This is a genomic window from Clostridium sp. AT4, assembly GCF_001517625.2.
Taxonomy (GTDB): domain Bacteria; phylum Bacillota; class Clostridia; order Lachnospirales; family Lachnospiraceae; genus Enterocloster.
The window spans coordinates 105485-122250 of the sequence record NZ_LN999827.1 but is presented as its reverse complement, the minus strand read 5'-3'; the positions used below and the strand labels follow the sequence as shown (position 1 = coordinate 122250).

Annotated in this window: 18 protein-coding genes; 11 read left to right on the top strand and 7 right to left on the bottom strand. The window is 43.4% G+C overall.

Features of this window, described 5'->3' with window-relative positions:
- Positions 1 to 81 precede the first annotated feature (81 nt).
- The 4 genes from fliD to BN3656_RS03725 are packed head-to-tail and all read left to right on the top strand — an operon-like array spanning position 82 to position 4450.
- Positions 82 to 2514 carry a flagellar filament capping protein FliD gene (gene fliD, locus BN3656_RS03740; RefSeq protein ID WP_066544336.1) on the top strand — a complete coding sequence of 811 codons (2433 nt, stop codon included), beginning with the start codon at positions 82 to 84 and terminating at the stop codon, positions 2512 to 2514.
- A 15-nt stretch (positions 2515 to 2529) separates the two neighbouring features.
- A complete protein-coding gene (locus BN3656_RS03735) occupies positions 2530 to 2937 on the top strand; it encodes a flagellar export chaperone FliS (protein ID WP_066544330.1) in 408 nt (135 codons plus the stop codon).
- A gap of 10 nt (positions 2938 to 2947) precedes the next feature.
- Positions 2948 to 3352 (top strand): hypothetical protein, encoded by a 405-nt coding sequence (locus tag BN3656_RS03730; RefSeq protein ID WP_066544328.1) that lies wholly within the window; start codon positions 2948 to 2950, stop codon positions 3350 to 3352.
- Positions 3353 to 3358: 6 nt separating this feature from the next.
- Complete coding sequence (locus tag BN3656_RS03725; protein WP_066544326.1) at positions 3359 to 4450, top strand: nucleotidyltransferase family protein; 1092 nt, start codon at positions 3359 to 3361, stop codon at positions 4448 to 4450.
- Between the two features lie 49 nt (positions 4451 to 4499).
- Here BN3656_RS03725 and BN3656_RS03720 read toward each other — a convergent pair whose 3' ends face one another.
- The 7 genes from BN3656_RS03720 to BN3656_RS03690 all read right to left on the bottom strand — a co-directional run bounded on the left by BN3656_RS03720 (position 4500) and on the right by BN3656_RS03690 (position 9377).
- Positions 4500 to 4736: a carbon storage regulator gene (locus BN3656_RS03720; RefSeq protein ID WP_066544324.1), complete on the bottom strand. Its 237-nt coding sequence runs from the start codon at positions 4734 to 4736 to the stop codon at positions 4500 to 4502.
- Positions 4708 to 5211, bottom strand: coding sequence for a flagellar assembly protein FliW (locus BN3656_RS03715; protein WP_066544318.1), 504 nt, complete (start codon positions 5209 to 5211; stop codon positions 4708 to 4710). The genes BN3656_RS03720 and BN3656_RS03715 overlap by 29 nt, the downstream gene beginning before the upstream one ends.
- A 27-nt stretch (positions 5212 to 5238) precedes the next feature.
- A complete protein-coding gene (locus tag BN3656_RS03710) occupies positions 5239 to 5730 on the bottom strand; it encodes a hypothetical protein (protein WP_066544316.1) in 492 nt (163 codons plus the stop codon).
- Positions 5731 to 5804: 74 nt separating this feature from the next.
- Positions 5805 to 6926 carry a flagellin gene (locus tag BN3656_RS03705; RefSeq protein ID WP_066544314.1) on the bottom strand — a complete coding sequence of 374 codons (1122 nt, stop codon included), beginning with the start codon at positions 6924 to 6926 and terminating at the stop codon, positions 5805 to 5807.
- 22 nt (positions 6927 to 6948) lie between these two features.
- Entirely contained in the window at positions 6949 to 8625 is a 1677-nt protein-coding gene (locus tag BN3656_RS03700) for a flagellar basal body protein (RefSeq protein ID WP_066544312.1), read from the bottom strand.
- A 51-nt stretch (positions 8626 to 8676) separates the two neighbouring features.
- The gene (flgN, locus tag BN3656_RS03695) at positions 8677 to 9105 is read right to left on the bottom strand and encodes a flagellar export chaperone FlgN (RefSeq protein ID WP_066544310.1); all 429 of its coding nucleotides are present in this window, start codon (positions 9103 to 9105) and stop codon (positions 8677 to 8679) included.
- Complete coding sequence (locus tag BN3656_RS03690; protein ID WP_167544856.1) at positions 9102 to 9377, bottom strand: flagellar biosynthesis anti-sigma factor FlgM; 276 nt, start codon at positions 9375 to 9377, stop codon at positions 9102 to 9104. The genes flgN and BN3656_RS03690 overlap by 4 nt, the downstream gene beginning before the upstream one ends.
- Positions 9378 to 9633: 256 nt before the next feature.
- Between BN3656_RS03690 and BN3656_RS03685 the strand changes: the two genes are divergently transcribed.
- From BN3656_RS03685 to BN3656_RS03655, 7 genes are all read left to right on the top strand, one after another.
- Positions 9634 to 11058, top strand: coding sequence for a hypothetical protein (locus tag BN3656_RS03685; RefSeq protein ID WP_066544306.1), 1425 nt, complete (start codon positions 9634 to 9636; stop codon positions 11056 to 11058).
- A complete protein-coding gene (locus tag BN3656_RS03680) occupies positions 11045 to 11356 on the top strand; it encodes an EscU/YscU/HrcU family type III secretion system export apparatus switch protein (protein WP_066544304.1) in 312 nt (103 codons plus the stop codon). The genes BN3656_RS03685 and BN3656_RS03680 overlap by 14 nt, the downstream gene beginning before the upstream one ends.
- Complete coding sequence (locus BN3656_RS03675; protein ID WP_081422833.1) at positions 11331 to 12743, top strand: N-acetylmuramoyl-L-alanine amidase family protein; 1413 nt, start codon at positions 11331 to 11333, stop codon at positions 12741 to 12743. The genes BN3656_RS03680 and BN3656_RS03675 overlap by 26 nt, the downstream gene beginning before the upstream one ends.
- 112 nt (positions 12744 to 12855) lie before the next feature.
- Positions 12856 to 13911: a hypothetical protein gene (locus tag BN3656_RS03670; RefSeq protein WP_066545243.1), complete on the top strand. Its 1056-nt coding sequence runs from the start codon at positions 12856 to 12858 to the stop codon at positions 13909 to 13911.
- Positions 13912 to 13916: 5 nt separating this feature from the next.
- Positions 13917 to 14648 (top strand): lytic transglycosylase domain-containing protein, encoded by a 732-nt coding sequence (locus BN3656_RS03665; protein ID WP_066544302.1) that lies wholly within the window; start codon positions 13917 to 13919, stop codon positions 14646 to 14648.
- Positions 14649 to 14775: 127 nt separating this feature from the next.
- Positions 14776 to 15636: a flagellin gene (locus BN3656_RS03660; RefSeq protein WP_066544299.1), complete on the top strand. Its 861-nt coding sequence runs from the start codon at positions 14776 to 14778 to the stop codon at positions 15634 to 15636.
- A 164-nt stretch (positions 15637 to 15800) separates the two neighbouring features.
- A complete protein-coding gene (locus tag BN3656_RS03655; protein ID WP_066544297.1) occupies positions 15801 to 16625 on the top strand; it encodes a flagellin in 825 nt (274 codons plus the stop codon).
- The last annotated feature ends 141 nt before the right edge of the window (positions 16626 to 16766 follow it).

Genomic DNA, 16766 nt, shown 5'->3' with positions numbered 1-16766 from the left:
TAGGATCACAGGGATAAAATATATAGAAGCGGCGCATTTTATGTACACCGCGACATCACATGACTGAAAGGAGCGGCAGATATGTCAAGTGTATCAAGTACAAGCAGCAGTCTTGGAAATACAGCTTTAAGAGGATATGGTGGTTTAGCTTCCGGTATTGACAGGGATGCACTGATCGAACAGATGACAGCAAGAACAACATCCAAGATCACAGCCAAGAAGAAGGCTATGACCAAACTGGAATGGAAAAGGGATGCATATCGTTCTGTCAGCAATAAGATCATAGATCTTCAGGACAATTACCTTAGCTATTCAGCAACAAAGAGTTTAAAAAACAGTGATTTCTTTGCAAAAAACCAGGTCAGTGTACAGGGGGATCCTGATTATACAAAATATATATCAGCGACAGGAAATGCAGACACTGCATCCAGAGTATCAGTTCTGGGAGTAAACAAATTAGCAACATCTGCCACATTGATCTCCGGCGAAAAGAAAACAGATTCAGCTATTACCTTAGGCGGCATCAGTGAATCTGATTTTAGCAATAAAGAAATAAAGACCTCCAATCTTTCCGGAACGAAGCTGACATTTGGAACCTACAGTATTACAGATAAGAAATTCACAGAGGAAGCAACCTTTACGTTCCCCACCAGTTATGAAAAAAAGGTGGACGGTGGAAAAACAGAGACAGTCACCATTGATTATACAGCTGCTAGTTCTAAAGATATAGTAGACCAGCTGAATGAAGCCCTTGATTCCCAGGAATTTCTCGGAAAAGATGGAAAGAGCGGCATTAAATTTACATTGAATGGTGATAAGATCCAGATCAGCCAGACAGACAGTATTACCGATAAAGGAAAAAGCTGTGTGATCAGGGAAACATCATCTGCTTTAAAGAGTCTTGGCTTTAATTCCGGCAACATGAATAAGGATGATATAGATAACGGCATTTCACTTGATGAATTTAACCGCCATACATCTTCATTCGAGGCTGCAGCTATAACAAAGCAGCCCCTTTCCGGCTATCTTAAGGGAAAATCAATTTCTGTTTCTTATGGCGGACAGATAAAGAATATTGAACTGATCGGCGATAAGGAAGAGATAAAAGATTTTTCAGCTTTTCAGTCCAGCTTACAGGCAAAAATGGATAAAGCCTTCGGTTCAGGAAAGGTTACTGTAGGTAAGGATTCAAAGGATTCAAAGGGCAGACTGACGTTTACTGCAACAGACAGCAGACAGACATTACAGATATCCGCAGACTCAAAGGAACTCCAGAATGCCCTGGGTATCACATCTACCCAGTCAAACAAGATCAGTACAGGAAGCAGCCTGTGGGAGAACAGGGCCAAACTGGGACTGGAAAAGTACGATACAGAAGAAAAGTTAAACAAAGCATTAGAGAACTTTACAGTCAATGGTACAAAAATAGATAATATTACTGCAGATACCACAGTAGACGGACTGCTTACTGCGATCAATAATAATAAAGATGCAGGAGTAACTGCCACCTATCTGGGAAGTGCAAACAAATTTGTTCTTTCTTCCAATGAAAAAGGTAAGGGCCGTGAAATCAGTCTTGGTGCAGATCCAAAAGATACTACTGATGCAGCAAATATCATTTTCGGCGGTGATAAGAAGGAAAGCCATGATGGTACAGATGGTGAGATGAGTATTCTCTATAATGGTGTAAAGACCACCATTACCAGCAGCAGCAATACCTTCTCCATTGACGGTCTGGATATTAAAGCCACCAATACATTTGATACAGGCTCTGCAACAGCAGAAGGCGGTGTTAGCTTTACTGCTTCAGCAGATACAGAAAAGGTGACAGAGACTGTAAAGAAATTCATTGAAGCTTATAATGCCATGATCGATGAGGTCCGCACCCAGGTAACCACCAAGCCGGACAGCAATTATGGGCCTCTGACAGAAGACCAGAAAAATGAAATGAATGAAACCTCCATTAAAAACTGGGAGGATAAGGCAAAAGAGGGTATTCTGTACAACAGCAGCGCTTTAAAAGATCTGGACAATGCTACCCAGGGCATTTTCTCTTCAATGATGATGAATGGTGTTTCTTATGACGATCTTGAAAAGATCGGAATTTCCTTCTCAGATGATTACACAGCAGGTGGAAAGATCGTATTTGATGAAGAAAAGTTTAAAACTGCCATGGACAGTGATCCGGAAAAGGTATCAGACCTGTTCACAGGCACGCATGGTATTGTAAACACCATAGACAGTACTCTTTCTACTTATGCCACCAGATATGCAAGCAAGAATGGAAATTCCTATGGTGTGCTTATTGAAGAGGCAGGATCTGAAAAACTAAGCCTGACCCTGACTAACAACAGTATTTATAAAGAATTAAAGGATATGCAGGAAACCATCACAAACCTGCAGTCCCAGCTGTCAACTGAGCAGGATCGTTATATCAGCCAGTTTACGCAGATGGAAACGCTGATCAATCAGATGAATTCACAGTCCAGCTACCTGTCACAGTTAGGTGGCTGATGGGGGTAAGGAAACATGTATGAAAAGTTTAAGCAGTACAAGGAAAGTACGATCTATTCTATGAGCAATCTGGAGTTGTTGCTTTTATTGTATGATGAAGCAGTGAAGCGCCTGAAAATGGCACAGATTGCACTTGAGGACAAAAAATATGAGACTTTTGAAGAATATCTTGAAAAAACAGGACGGATCGTCCGGTATTTAATACAGATACTGGATATGCAGTATCCCATCAGCAAGGATCTGAAACGTATCTATGAGTACCTGATCTATGATATCAGCCGTGTTAAAGCAGGAAGGGAACGCAGGGCAGAAGAGATCCCAAGGATCAGCCACATACTTTCTGAATTAAGAGATGCATTTAACCAGGCGGGAAAGATTTCCGGTGATCAGCACATTGTGAGAGAACGAAGTGTTTTCGGTTAAAGGAGAATACATGAGTACAGACTTGGAAACAATTGTGATATATCTTCAAAGGAGATATAATATATTAAGAGAAGTTTGTAGTCTGACGGAAGAACTGGCGGAGGCAGTGGAGCGCGGCGACACAGTCTCCGCTTCTCTTCTTTTAGATATGAGGGGAGAACAGCTGCAGCGCCATGCAGACTGTGAAGAACAGATCATTTTGCAGACTGTGGGAAATAGCCTTCAGGCCCGGTATTTGCGCAATCTGGCAAAAGGTCCATTAAAGAATATAAAAAGCTGTTTTAAAGGAAAGACAGAGAGCGAAAGAATGCTGGAGAAGCGTATTGAGGATCTGCGTTGCCGCACAGAAAAGCTTTTAGATAAGATACGCAGGATCGATGGGGGACTTAACAGAAGAATATCAAAAAACAGGTGAAGTTAAATGGAAAATCAAAACTTTTATGAAGGCCGCATGCTGGTAAATATGGCTGCATCTGTTATGCGCCAGGATGATTTTAAGCCGCTTCATGGAAATCTGGACTGGGAAAAGCTGTTCCGGGTTGCAGATTATAACAAAATTTCAAACCTGATCTATCTTGCAATCCTGGGAAATAATGAAAAAATGCCTGAACGGTGGAAAACACGCTTTTATGAGCGCTACAGTGATATTCTGAAATTCAACGAAAGCTGCACAGAAGGAGAACGGGAGATACTGGTCCTTCTGGAATTAAAAAAAATCCCGGTACTCGTCCTTTCCTCCAGCAGCCGCAGACAGCTGTATCCAAGAGAGGAAATGGCGGGGGAAAGCTCTCTGAAGCTTTTTTTTCTTGACCCGGAAGATTATCTTTTTGCAAAAGGGTATCTGGTCAATATAGGCTACGAAACGGATACTCTCTATCCGGGAGTGGGTGAAAAGATGCGTATACCAGGCCGTTTTTCTGTGGAGATCTATGATAGCTTTCCTTTTAAAACCCAGGTATACCAGAGGGGGATGGAAAAGCTGCTCCAGCGTACTTTCCTGAAAGAAAATGATAACTACATTTATGAATGGAATGCCATAGACCAGCTAGTCTATCTTATGATCCAGTCTGCTTACCTATATGTAACAGGACATCTGCAGATACGCCATCTGGCAGACTTATATGTATTTTACAGAAAAGCAGCAGCAGAAGACCAGCTTCAGGAGCTTGAGAACCGGTTAAAGGAATTTAAAGTAAATATACTGGCGCAGAAGCTTCTGCATTTAAGCTATATGTGGTTTGGAACACGGGAAGAATGTGTCAGCATGGAGACAGAGGAAGAAGAACTGCAGGTATTTGATATACTGGAGAAAAATGTATTCTACGGCATGACAGGGAAATTTGGGCCGGAAGCAGATGAACAGGCGCTGGATCTTAGATCAGACATATTAAAAGAAGAAGAGCGGGAAGACCGCATGGAAAAAAGAGCATTATTCTACCGGCGTCTGAGAGAGTTTTTTTCTCTCGTACACCGGCAACTGAAAGAGCTATATGATATTTTGTTTAGCCGATAAGAGTCATTTTATCAGTATTCACCCGTTTGCTGGTCATTAAGCTTATGGTCTATTTTTTTATATAAGAATTCAGTTCTTTTTCTATAGAGTGCAGTGAATCTGTATCAGATAATAGGGCATCCAGGTTGCTGCGCTCTGCTTCTGTCAGTTCTTCCCGCAAAATAGAAATATGCTTCGGGGCATTTATAGCCAGGCTGACAGATCCATTGTCGCAGTCAAGTACAGTGATGCGTATGTCATTCCCGATCAGGATGCTGTCATTTTTTTTCCGTTTCAGTATCAGCATGGCTATTTACCTCCTTTTTAGCGTCCTGTTCCTTTATCTCTTTACCAAGAAGAGAACGTAAGGTATGGCGGTAATCATAGTCAGCGTTGGACAAGATCACCTGGATCCCTTTGCGGGTATCCGGATTAATAGCAAGAGGACATTTCAGGTTGACGGTTCCATCCAGATAATCCTTCTTTACAGTGCATATGACATAATAGGATAATTTATCACTGGAATCTACTTCCAGAAAGGATAATTCTTCCGGTAGAAGAACCGGTGAATAAGAAGGAAAGAGCGTGGCTGCATCAATGAGGAAAAATGCCACATACGGTTCGTCTACAGACTGGAGTATCAGCATGGAGCTGTCATCTTCCTCCATAGCGAGGGGAAGATAGTCATGGTACTGGGAAAAACCAAATAAACCATCTGGAAATACAACCAGCTCGTCTTTCGTATAATCCATCTCGCCGTAATATTTTGTATCAATCTTCATGCTTGTATAAGCCTCCGGGGTCAGTTTTTATATGGTAACATTAAGAGCAGGGGAATCCGGCTCTTTTTTTGGTGGAACATAATTGGGGGTGCCGGTATATATAAATTCTACTTCAGGGTAAGAGGTTATGATGGTCATTTCCAGGGCTGGTATGTATTCCAGATCGCCAGATGCCACACGAAATTCAAATTCACCTCTCTGAAGGGTATACAACCCATTATTGTCAGGGCTGCCAGAAAATGGATCACCAAAGCTGTTTCCTGATCCAGAAACGTTTGCTGTGCCATGTACTCTTTGGACAGTATCCTGGAGATCAAAAGCTTGTCTGATATTCTGGATACAGGTCATGCTTTCCAGAGAACTGATCCCGTAATTTTGAGCCTGACGTGCTTTCAGGCGGTATTGGGAAATAGCCTGATGCTGTCTTGCTGCCAGCTGGTCCTTTGAAACCAGCCTGGCATTTTGACGGAAACGGACAGATTCAAAAGGTTTAAAATTTGCTTCAATCACAGGTTTCATATATCTTCACCTTCTTCAGACCTGAAAATGGAAAGTTATTTTTTTGCTTGTTTTTTGTAAACAATGTACCGGTATCATTTTATAAAATCAAAAAGAGATGACTGCATCAGGTTTGACCCCATTTTTAAAGCAGCAGAATAAGAATACTGGTAAGAGTACATTTCTGTGATGGCTTCATAAGGATCAGCTCCGAGAATGTCTTTGTATTCCTCTGTCAGGTTGTCGCTTAAAGTATCAAGACGGGTTTTTGTAGTTTCTACCAGGGAATATTTATTGCCAAGGTCGCTGTAAATGGTGCTGATGGTATGCTCTGTATTAGCTGCATCTTTAAGTACACTGCCCATAGTATCTGTAAATTGATCAACGGTCGTAGTATCATTGATATAATTATCACAGGCCATAACCGAACGGCTGAGAAGTGCCACAGGAGTTGTTTCCAGGGCAGCTTTGACCGCATCCCTTGCATCCGCATCAGACATGGCATTTAAGGAATCTGAAGTAAGTCCCGTAAGCATATTCAGTCCTCCTGTATAGGTATCTAAAAGAGACTGGCGGTTGGAAATATCGCCATAACCGATATCTACCCGGCCTTGTTCTCTCATAGCTGTCACAAGGTTGTTCAGGTCATCATCGCTTAAATGATAACTGTAAGTATTTTTATCTTTATCATAAGCCATGGTCATATTGACCGTCTTTGTGGTACCGTCTGAATACTTATGGGTATAAGTAAGGGTTTTTCCATCTCCGCTTAAAGAAAACGGAGCTGTTGTAATATCATTTCCGCCGTAAATATAAAAATCCTGATACTGACTGTTCAGATTACTGACCATGCTCTGCACATCCTGAAGAAGAGCATCTCTTTTTGTCTGGACAGAAGTTTTTGAGCTGTTGTGGGAGGAATCCAGCACATACTGCATGGAAGTCTTACTGTTGCTTAAAGTCTTCTGGATATCCCTTGCGCCCTGCTCCTGTTGGTACAGACGGTTTTTAATATCACCTAAAATAGAACTTTTACTCTTTGCATCCTGATATAAATGATCCATTTTCTTTCCCTGGTAATAAGCAAGAGGATTATCAGCAGCTGTTTCATAAGCAGCGCCGGTAGAAACCTTGTTCATGCTTTTGTTCAGATTGCTTTGAAGATCATTTAAAGAAGAAGTATATCTGCGGTAAACAGATGAACGTACAACTCTCATAATTTATTAATCCTCCTTATATTTATGCACCAGTATTACTGATCAGGGTATTCAACACTTCATCAAGGGCAGTCATCAGCCGGGAAGCAGCATTATAGGCTGAAACGTAGGCCATCATATTGGTTGCTTCTTCATCTAAGCTGACACCGGAAAGAGAATCCCTGGAGTCCAGGATACTGTTTAAAACAGTTGTGCCTGTTTTTAATACGGTCTGGTTGGAACTGGAATCAGAGGCCAGCTGGGTGGAAAGGTTATTCATATAATCAGCAAATGTTTTCCCATTCAATTTCGTGGTATCCTTCATAGCTGCGATCATATCAAGGATTGTATCTGTGCGGTTGGTGCCGTCTGTAGAAATATGGATCGTTCCACTGGTCCAGCCTTTGCTGATACCAATATTTCCGGCTGTTATACCAGTTGTTGAGTCATTGGTGGAATTAGATAAAAGATTCTGATCCGTGTGGTTTTTGCCATTGTTGATGTCATTCATGGATTTTGCGAAAGTTGAAGCTAACTGATCCAGTTTTTCTGAGTAATACTGGTATCCACGGACATCATCCACAGCAGTAGATCCATTTATCACCTTGCCGGTACCTGTTTTCTGGAGCATATCCAGGCTTGCCTGAAGAGAGCCGCCTTCAAAACGGATCCCTTTTAACTCTGCGTATACATCATTGGTAGCTGCCGGTCCGTTTCCTTTATAGCTGGGGGCTTTTTCAAACTTGATGGAAATGTCTGCAGGATCAGAAACAGAAGCAGCTGTCTGGTGATCGCCTTTTAACACACTTAACTGACCGTAGTTTTTTGTGAGACCGTTAGCACCAAGGTCAGATCCGTTTACCAGGATCAGCTTCTGGCTCTTTCCCTGGGCATCAATGTAATCCATGCTCACTTCCAGGTCATCAGGCCAATCCTTCTTGCCGATCACAGCACCATTTGCATCATAGTCATAGGCGTTATTCCCGGAATGGGCATCATCCTTGTAATATCTGGTTTCAATAGGAATATAACCGGAAAGCTCATCCAGGAGAAGATTACGTTCATCCTGCAGTTCCAGAGAAGGATGACCGGCAACCTGGTTACGTTTGATCTGCACGTTCAGGTCGCCGATCTGACGGAGGATGTCATTGATCTTCTGCACATCGCCCTGTTCACTGCTGCCTTCCCCTGTGAGCCTTTGAAATTCATTCTGTTCGGCCTGTGTGATCTGTCTGGATGCCTGGTTAAAAAGATTACATACAGACTGCATTTTAGTTCGCAGCTCACTTTCATAGATGGGATCGGATACCTTTGCAGGATCCTGCATGCTTGTAAGGGTAGACTGGACATCATCAAATGCCTTACGGATGCCGGAAATGGTTGTTTCGTCCAGTACCTTTGACAGGGAATTAAGGGCAGTCTGTAAACGATTGGTATAGCTGCAGTCAGCAGACTGGTTGCGGTACTGGATATCCAGATAAGGATCTCTGATCTGTGAGACCCGGTCCATGCTTACCCCAAAGCCTACTGCAGTTTCATTCCCATTAGAATAATGGGAAACAGGATTCGTATAATTAAGGCTGGATGCCTCTAACTGCTGCCTGGTATATCCGGCAGTATTCATATTTGACAAATTCTGTCCTGTAATATCCAGACGTTTCTGGTTGGCCTGGAGAGCGGACAGAGCGGTATTAAAACCGGAAAAAGTTGCTCTTACCATAAAGTGTTATTACCTCCGAAATATAAATATCCTGCAGTCCCCACAGTTTTATCAGACATATTTGTCATAAACATGAGGATCGCTCTGCTTCGCACCGGCAAGGCGCTGTTCTAACTGCTTCATGCGGATCCGGATCAGACGGTCTGTGCCACCTTTTACTTTTTTCAGCTTTTCAGCCTGGCTGGATAACCGTTCCAAGATCGGAGAGAGAAGTGCCACAGCCTCCTCGCTGTCCTCCTGCATCAAAATCTGGCGGAAAGTAAGCCCCTCAAGACCCGACCTGCGAAGAAGATCACTTCGTTTTTTATCTAGTCCGCGCAGCTGCAGTAAAAGCATGTTTTCATCATTTAAAAGAGATTCCAGCTGGTCGGGATGATCAGCTGAAATAATAGTTAGTTTATCAGCCTCAACCTGGCATAGCTGTTCTAATACAGTACACAGCTGTTCTAATACCGGGATCAGGCTTTCAGGCGCCCTCATAGATCATACATGGCCCTTGCAATGGCCATGGGATCCGGTTCGTAGGTTCCTTCCTCAACCTGTTTTTTCAGCTGGGCAACCTTTTCAACAGAAACGCCCCTATCGCGGCAGACATCTTCTGTAATGCTGTGGGCCAGAGAGCGTGCGAAAAGTGTTTCATCCGCCGAAATACCTTCGGTGTATTCAAAACTGGCCCGGTCAAGATCAGCCGGTTTTGCAGAAATATTATCAGACAAAGCAATATTGCTTTGTCTCATTGATACATGTTCCATATATATTTGCTCCTGGATAAAATTTTGAATTTTCATATAATTACTCCTCCCCTTAAAATAAAACGGCAGGACCACAAAAGTATCCTGTGATTTTCACATGCTTACTGAATCTATGTAAATTATCGTCTTTTTTCTTGAAAATATAAGAAAAATAATAATTATAAAAAACGGGAAAACGCCGATTAAATATACATATGGAGGTATGCAGGATAAACCTATATTAATATTATAGAATCAAAAAGAAAAGGAATAAATCATGTCTAATATATTACAGGTAACAGATCCTTCTAGATATATAGATAATAATAGAAATGTCCATACAGGCGAGGAGCAGCAAAGCGCCCTGAACAGTTCCCAGATCCAGAATCCTTCTGACCCATCTCGTGTAGTGCGGGCAGATGGACAGAAAAGCGGCACCGCTGGTGACCAGGAAAGTGAAAGTGGCTTCGGCATCCGCAATTATAATGGAAATTATACTGACTTTCTTCAGAAGCTGGGGCAGGAAAATGAAATAAAGGATTCCCTGGGCCGGATCCTGTTCTGGGATGGAGCCTTTATCGCTAAAGGCGATGAAGATCTGGGTAAAATGGTGCAGCAGCTGCTGGATTCTGCCAGGTTTGAAGATCCTGGCCAGCTGCTGGATTTTTTAAAAATGCAGGGACAGACAAAATTTTCCGGTACTTTCTTTGAAAACCTGAGAACTCTTTTACAGCAGGAAGGAAACAGAGGCCTGCAGGAAACAGCCCTTAAATTCCTTCAGGTATTCAACAATTATTCCAGCGGTGAGCATCTTTTAGGGCAGATGCAGGAACTGACAGATGAAATAAAAGGAATGCTTTACACCTCTGTAAGACAGGAATACGCATCGATTCTGGATCAGCTGGACTGGAAGGCAGAAAATGGGGAAACGAAGGAAAATTCCCAGGTTCTGTTTCAGAAGCTGGTCCCCTTTCTTTCAAGATATATTTCCCGTACCCATGATTATGGCAATGTAAGAAGCAGCGTGATCCAGCTGATCCTTTATGGGGCGCGTTATGAAAACGGAAGCAGTGCCCTTCTAAGGAGTCTTTTTGAACAAATGGCAGTTAATAGGGATTTTAAACGTTTTTTTGAAACAGAGCCTGAAGAACTGTATGCTGTACTTACCGGCCAGGAAGGAAAAAAAAGAAATATTTATGGAGATCTTTTTGGCTCACTTGTGGAAAGAGGGGCCAAAGGAGAAGCCGGGCTGGAACATGTACAGGATTTTTACCAGCTGATGCGTGGGATGCTGGTAAACGAAAGCGTATATATGCCTGTAAATCATTTTATCCTTCCTTTCCAATATCAGGGAAAAGAGGCTGTATCTGAATTTTGGATTGATCCGGATGCAGAGAAAAAAGAAGAAGAAAAAGATGGAGGCAGGAAAATACGCCTTCTGGTGGACTTTGAGATCAGGGGATTGGGAGATTTCCAGCTTCTGGCAGATCTCCAGGATCATAAAATATCCATAGAGCTGGGAGTTCCGAAAAATCTTTCTGCCGGCGCCGGAGAGATACAGGCAAAGCTTCAGGAAATATGTACCAGAAACGGGATGCGCGTGAAAATGATGCAGGTGCAGGAAAGGAAAGCTCATTACCGTCTGCTGGATGTTTTCCCAAAGATAAGAAAAAAGGAGAATGGTATTAATGTCAGCGTTTGAGCGGTTATTAGAACAAAAAGCAGTTGCACTTCAATATTCACCGGAAAAGGACAGCGCCCCGGTGATCGTTGCTTCCGGAATGGGATATATGGCAGAAAAGATCACGGAAGCAGCCAGAAAGTCTGGGGTTCCGGTTTATGAGGATGATTCCCTTGCAACCCTTTTAAGCAGGTTACAGCTGGGAGCGGCTGTGCCGGAAGAATTATATCAGGCGATCATAGAGATCTATATTTACTTTTTAGGATATGTGCCGTCACCGGAGGAAAAAGAGAATGAAACAAAATCCGAAAATACCTGACAGAAAGTTCAGACACAGACATAAAATGCTTCTGCTCCTCCTTTCAGGAGCCCTGCTGTTTCAGTGGGGAAAGATAGATGCTTTTGCAGCAGCAAAAGAGATTAAAACAGTAAATATCCGTGTTACATCCAAGCTGGAAGCAGGCAGCAAGCTTCCGGATATAAAACTGGAAACGACCACAGTTTCAGATGGAGAAGTGGCAGTAGATGCAGGGGGAAGTAAATACAGCGTTTCTGAGGCTGAATGGACGGATAAAAGCTCCAATGAACTGAAGGCTTCTGAAGAACCTCAGATGAAAGTCACCCTGGAACCGGAAGATGTCAGCGAAGATTATTTTGTTTCCAGCTACAAAAAAGCCAATGTAAAGATCAGCGGGGGAACCTTTGTGTCTGCCAGGAGAGACGGGGATGATCTTGTAGTTACCCTGCGGGTAAACGGGATCAAAGGAGACTATGCTGCTCCGGAAGATGCCTGGTGGAATGAAAAAAGCCTGGGACAGGCTAAATGGGAAAAACCGGATAACACCTCCGGTTATTACGAGGTACAGCTTTACAGAGGAAAATCAAAAGTTTACAGCGTCTCCCAGACCAGTGCGGTCCAGTATAATTTTTATCCATATATGACAAAAACAGGAGAGTATACCTTTAAGGTGCGCACAGTACCGGGAACAGATTCCCAGAAAAAATATGGTGGAAAAAGTGAATGGGCAGAATCCGGGGAGCTTTCCATTACAGACCGGTATGTATCAGATGGTAAAGGACAGCAGTCAAAAAATCCTTCGGCAAAGTCCGGAACCACAGATACAGTAGGCTGGGTAAAAAAAGACAATGTATGGAATTACAGATTTCCGGATGGCTCTATATGTCGGGGGGCATGGCAGTTGGTCAACGGATACTGGTATTATTTTGATGTTAATGGCACGATGCTTACCGGCTGGCAGAAGGTAGCAAATGACTGGTATTACCTGTATGATACCGGGGAAATGGCGGTCGGATGGGCAAAGATCAATGGACAGTGGTATTATTTCTGGCCATTAACGGAAAATGGGCATACACAGGGAACCATGGCTTATGGAGGCTGGAAGATCATAGGGGCGGATTATTACTTTTTCAGAGAAGACGGATCCTTATATACCGGCTGGCTGGAACAGAATGGTTCCTGGTATTACTTAAACACACTTGACAACAGCCTTCAGGGAGCCATGTTTACCGGCTGGCTGATCCGGGAAGGGAAAACTTATTTCCTGGATGCTGACGGAGTTATGGTTACCGGCTGGTATCAGGTTGACGGCAATTGGTATTATTTCTGGCCGGATTCAGGTGAAATGGCAAAAAACCAGTATATCAATGGATTCTATGTTAATGAGGACGGGATCTGGTACAGGTAAAGATATGTGAGGAATGGATATGAAAATGATCAGAAAAATACTCCTTTGTGCCGGAACAGGACTGCTGCTTGGAACAGGAAGTTTACAGTCTGTACCAGGGGGAATCTTTCATATGTACACAGTGTATACAGCTTATGGGGCAGACAGCAGCATCATCGAGACCATGAGTATTACATTTAACACCACTTTTGGAGATCCGGAGGAAATACCACAGCCCCAGATCACCATCAGCGGATCAGGGGTATCCATTGGGGATATTTATTACAAAACAGAGTATGAAAACTGGAAACCTGGTAAAAAGGTACGGATGGAGATCACTGTGGATGCTGCACAGGGAAAGTATTTCCCTGTGTCCCTTGGACGATCCAAATGCCGTGTGACCGGGGCGGATCTTGTATCGGCGAAAGCCCTGGATAATACCACCATGCAGGTAAAGGTGGACTATACGCCGGTCACTGTTCTGGGTGACACAGCTTTAGCAGGCTGGAGTTCACTTGACTCAGAAAAGGCAGTGTGGAAGAAGGTAGACTATGCTCCGGGCTATACCCTGACTTTATATGGAAATGATAAAGTGGTGAAACGGATGACAGTTACAGGTAACTCTGTCAGCTTAAAGGAGTACATGACAGATCCGGACAAGATCTACTATTATCAGGTAAAAGCGGTCCCGGTTACGGCAGAACAGAAAAAATACTTAAAAGAAGGGGAATTTGTTACATCACAGGAACAGGATATAGATGACAGTGAGGAAGAGGAGAAAGAAAAAAAACATGCAGCAACTTCCCAGAGCTGCAGTACTGGTCCAGGCGCAGCAGGTTCTCTAAAGGGAGACAACTTTGTTATGCCGGATGGTACTCTGGCAGTCAATACCTGGAAGCTGGTGGGAGGTATATGGTATTACTTTAATGCTGAAGGAAACCGAACCAGGGGCTGGTTCCTGTATGGTGGAAAATGGTATTATTTTGATGGAAATGGATGTATGAAGACCGGATGGGTGAACACAGGAAACGGAAAATGGTATTACTTAAACCCGGATGGGGATATGAAGACCGGTTGGCTGTATGATAAAAATATCTGGTATTATTTAAATAACGATGGATCTATGGCAGTAAACTGTTCTCAGGATGGCTGGTACCTGGGAGCAGACGGCGCAGGCCGAAAGGAGTAAGAAATATGAGTTTAGCACCGATAACAGGAGATGGGGGAAAGTTAGCTGCACAGGCAGCGGATCAGACACAGAAGACAACACCGGTCCAGGAATTTCAGGGGATACTGAAAAATGGGCTGAATACCATAAAAGAAGATATGGATTCTATTTTTGAAGAAGCTTCTGCTTTATATCAGATCCCTTCTAAACTTCTCAGGGCGGTGGCAAAGGCGGAGTCAGGGTTTAATCCAAAGGCTGTATCCAAAGCAGGGGCTATGGGCGTGATGCAGCTGATGCCGGGAACAGCCCGTTCTCTTGGAGTAAGCGATCCTTACAATGCCAGACAAAATATCCTTGGAGGGGCAAAATACTTAAAACAAAATCTGAACCGGTTCGGAGGAGACGTAAGCCTTGCATTGGCAGCCTATAACGCTGGACCGGGCAGTGTGACCAAATACGGAGGCATCCCACCATATAAAGAAACCCAGAATTATGTAAAAAAGATCATGGCAGATTATACGGGAAACAATACGATCCTGGCAGGACGTACGGTGAGTACCGGGACATATGGGAAAACATCCGGCAGTACAGCAGTGAGCAGCCTTATAGGAAGTGGCCTTACAGGAAGCAGCCTTGGTACACTTCTGGCAGCAGGAAAGGGAGAGAACCTTTCCGGGGAAGACTGGTCTAATATGGTGCAGATCCTCCGTCTTCAGATGATGATGAATATGGGTAAGGATACGGGTACGCTGATCTGACAGACAGATACCGGATTGCTGCGTGCTTTGCACTCTCGCAATTTCGGCCTTTTGACCCTGGTATCAATAAAATAAGGCATTTTGCCGATAATAAAAACAAATGGTTATTTAAGGAAGGTGAAACATCATGCAGGTGCAGAATAACATAGCATCCATAAATGCTGCCAGAAATCAGGGGATCGAAACAGGAAAGCTGAAAAAGTCCCTTGAAAAGCTGTCTTCCGGCTTTAGGATCGTCCGTGCAGGAGATGATGCAGCTGGCCTGACGATCTCGGAAGGTATGCGCAGCAGGATAAACAGCCTGAACCAGGCAATGAGAAACATTGATGACGGCATCGGACTTACCAATGTAGGAGATGGCGCTTTGACAGAGGTTCATTCCATGCTCCAGAGACTGAAGACTCTGGCTTTAAAATCTGCAAATGGAACTTACGATCAATCCAACAGGGAAACCTTGAACATGGAAAAAGACCAGATCCTTGAGGAGATTGACAGGATTGGTTCTACCACTAAATTTGGAGAGATCTCCCTGTTTTCCAGGGCAGATGCCAATGCAAATACACAGCTCTGGCAGCCGCCAGAGCTGGACGATACGATCCCGCTCCAGATCGGCGGTTCTACTCAGGCTGGAGAGGTTCTGGATGTAGAACGCTATTATATAGGAAGCAGGGAACTACAGCTGGATCAGACAGATTTTTCCACTGTAGAAAAGGGACAAAAATCTGTAGGATACATTGAAGATGCAATAGAGGCTGTTTCTAAAGTCAGGGCATCCTTTGGAGCTGCTTATATGCATCTGGATCACACCCACAATAATTTAAGCGTTACAAGTGAAAACATGCAGGCGGCAGAAAGCCAGATCCGTGATACCAATATGGCAGAAGAGATCACAAAATATACCAGCAGTAACATCGTCCTCCAGTCCTCTAATATGATGCTTACAAATGCAAATAATCTCCCTCAGACCATACTTGAACTTTTAAAATAAAAATGAAAGAAATAATGAAAAACAGGCTTATGTTTTTTTAACATAAGACGATATATATACATAGAAAGAAAATTCTGCTGTTCCAGAAAGGGCCCTTGGGACAATAGAAGACAGAGGAAAGGAGTCCACTGCCATATTTTCTTTTATATAAGGAGGAATTCATTATGGTAATCCAGCATAATATTGCAGCGATCAATTCTTACAGAAACTTAAGCACCAACCAGAGCGCACTGAGCAAAAACTTAGAGAAGCTGTCTTCCGGTTATAGGATCAACCGTGCAGGCGATGACGCAGCAGGTCTGGCTATTTCCGAGACCATGCGTTCCCAGATCAATGGTTTAAACCAGGCTGTAAACAACGCAAACGATGCGATCGGTCTGATCCAGACAGCAGAAGGTGCTATGACAGAGACCCACTCCATGCTTCAGCGTATGAAGACTCTGACTACCCAGGCAGCAAATGGTACTTATACCACAACTGCAAGAGGTAACATTCAGGCTGAGATTGATGCACTGAATAAAGAAATTACCCGTATCGCTACTACTACAGAGTTCAACGGTGAGAAACCTTTAAATCCTGCGAAGAAAGGGCAGAACCTGACTTTCTTCATCGGTGCTACTGCAGATAAGACCAACGCAATGACCGTTGGACAGCTGACTATGACAGCGGCAGCATTAACTATTGATAAGATCAAAGTTGATTCTACAACGAATGCATTCAAGGCAATGGCATCTGTAGATGCTGCAATTGAGAGAGTATCTACTTACCGTGCGAACCTTGGTGCTGCCCAGAACCGTCTGGAGCATACGGTAAACAACCTGAAGGTAACTTCTGAAAATATTACATCAGCGGAAAGCCGTATCCGTGATACTGATATGGCAGATGAGATCACAGCTTATACAAAGAACAATATTCTTTTACAGGCTGCTCAGTCTATGCTTTCCCAGTCCAACGCTATGCCTCAGGGTGTATTAAGCATGCTGCAGTAATCTTGAAATTGATTCTGCATCTTTTAGGGGATCTGCTTTATGCAGATTCCCCTTTTTTTGTCATAGGAAACTTCGTCCTATGACAAAAAAACGCTCCGCTAAGGATCGCACTGCGGCGGAGTGGAAGAGTGTCGCTAAAGC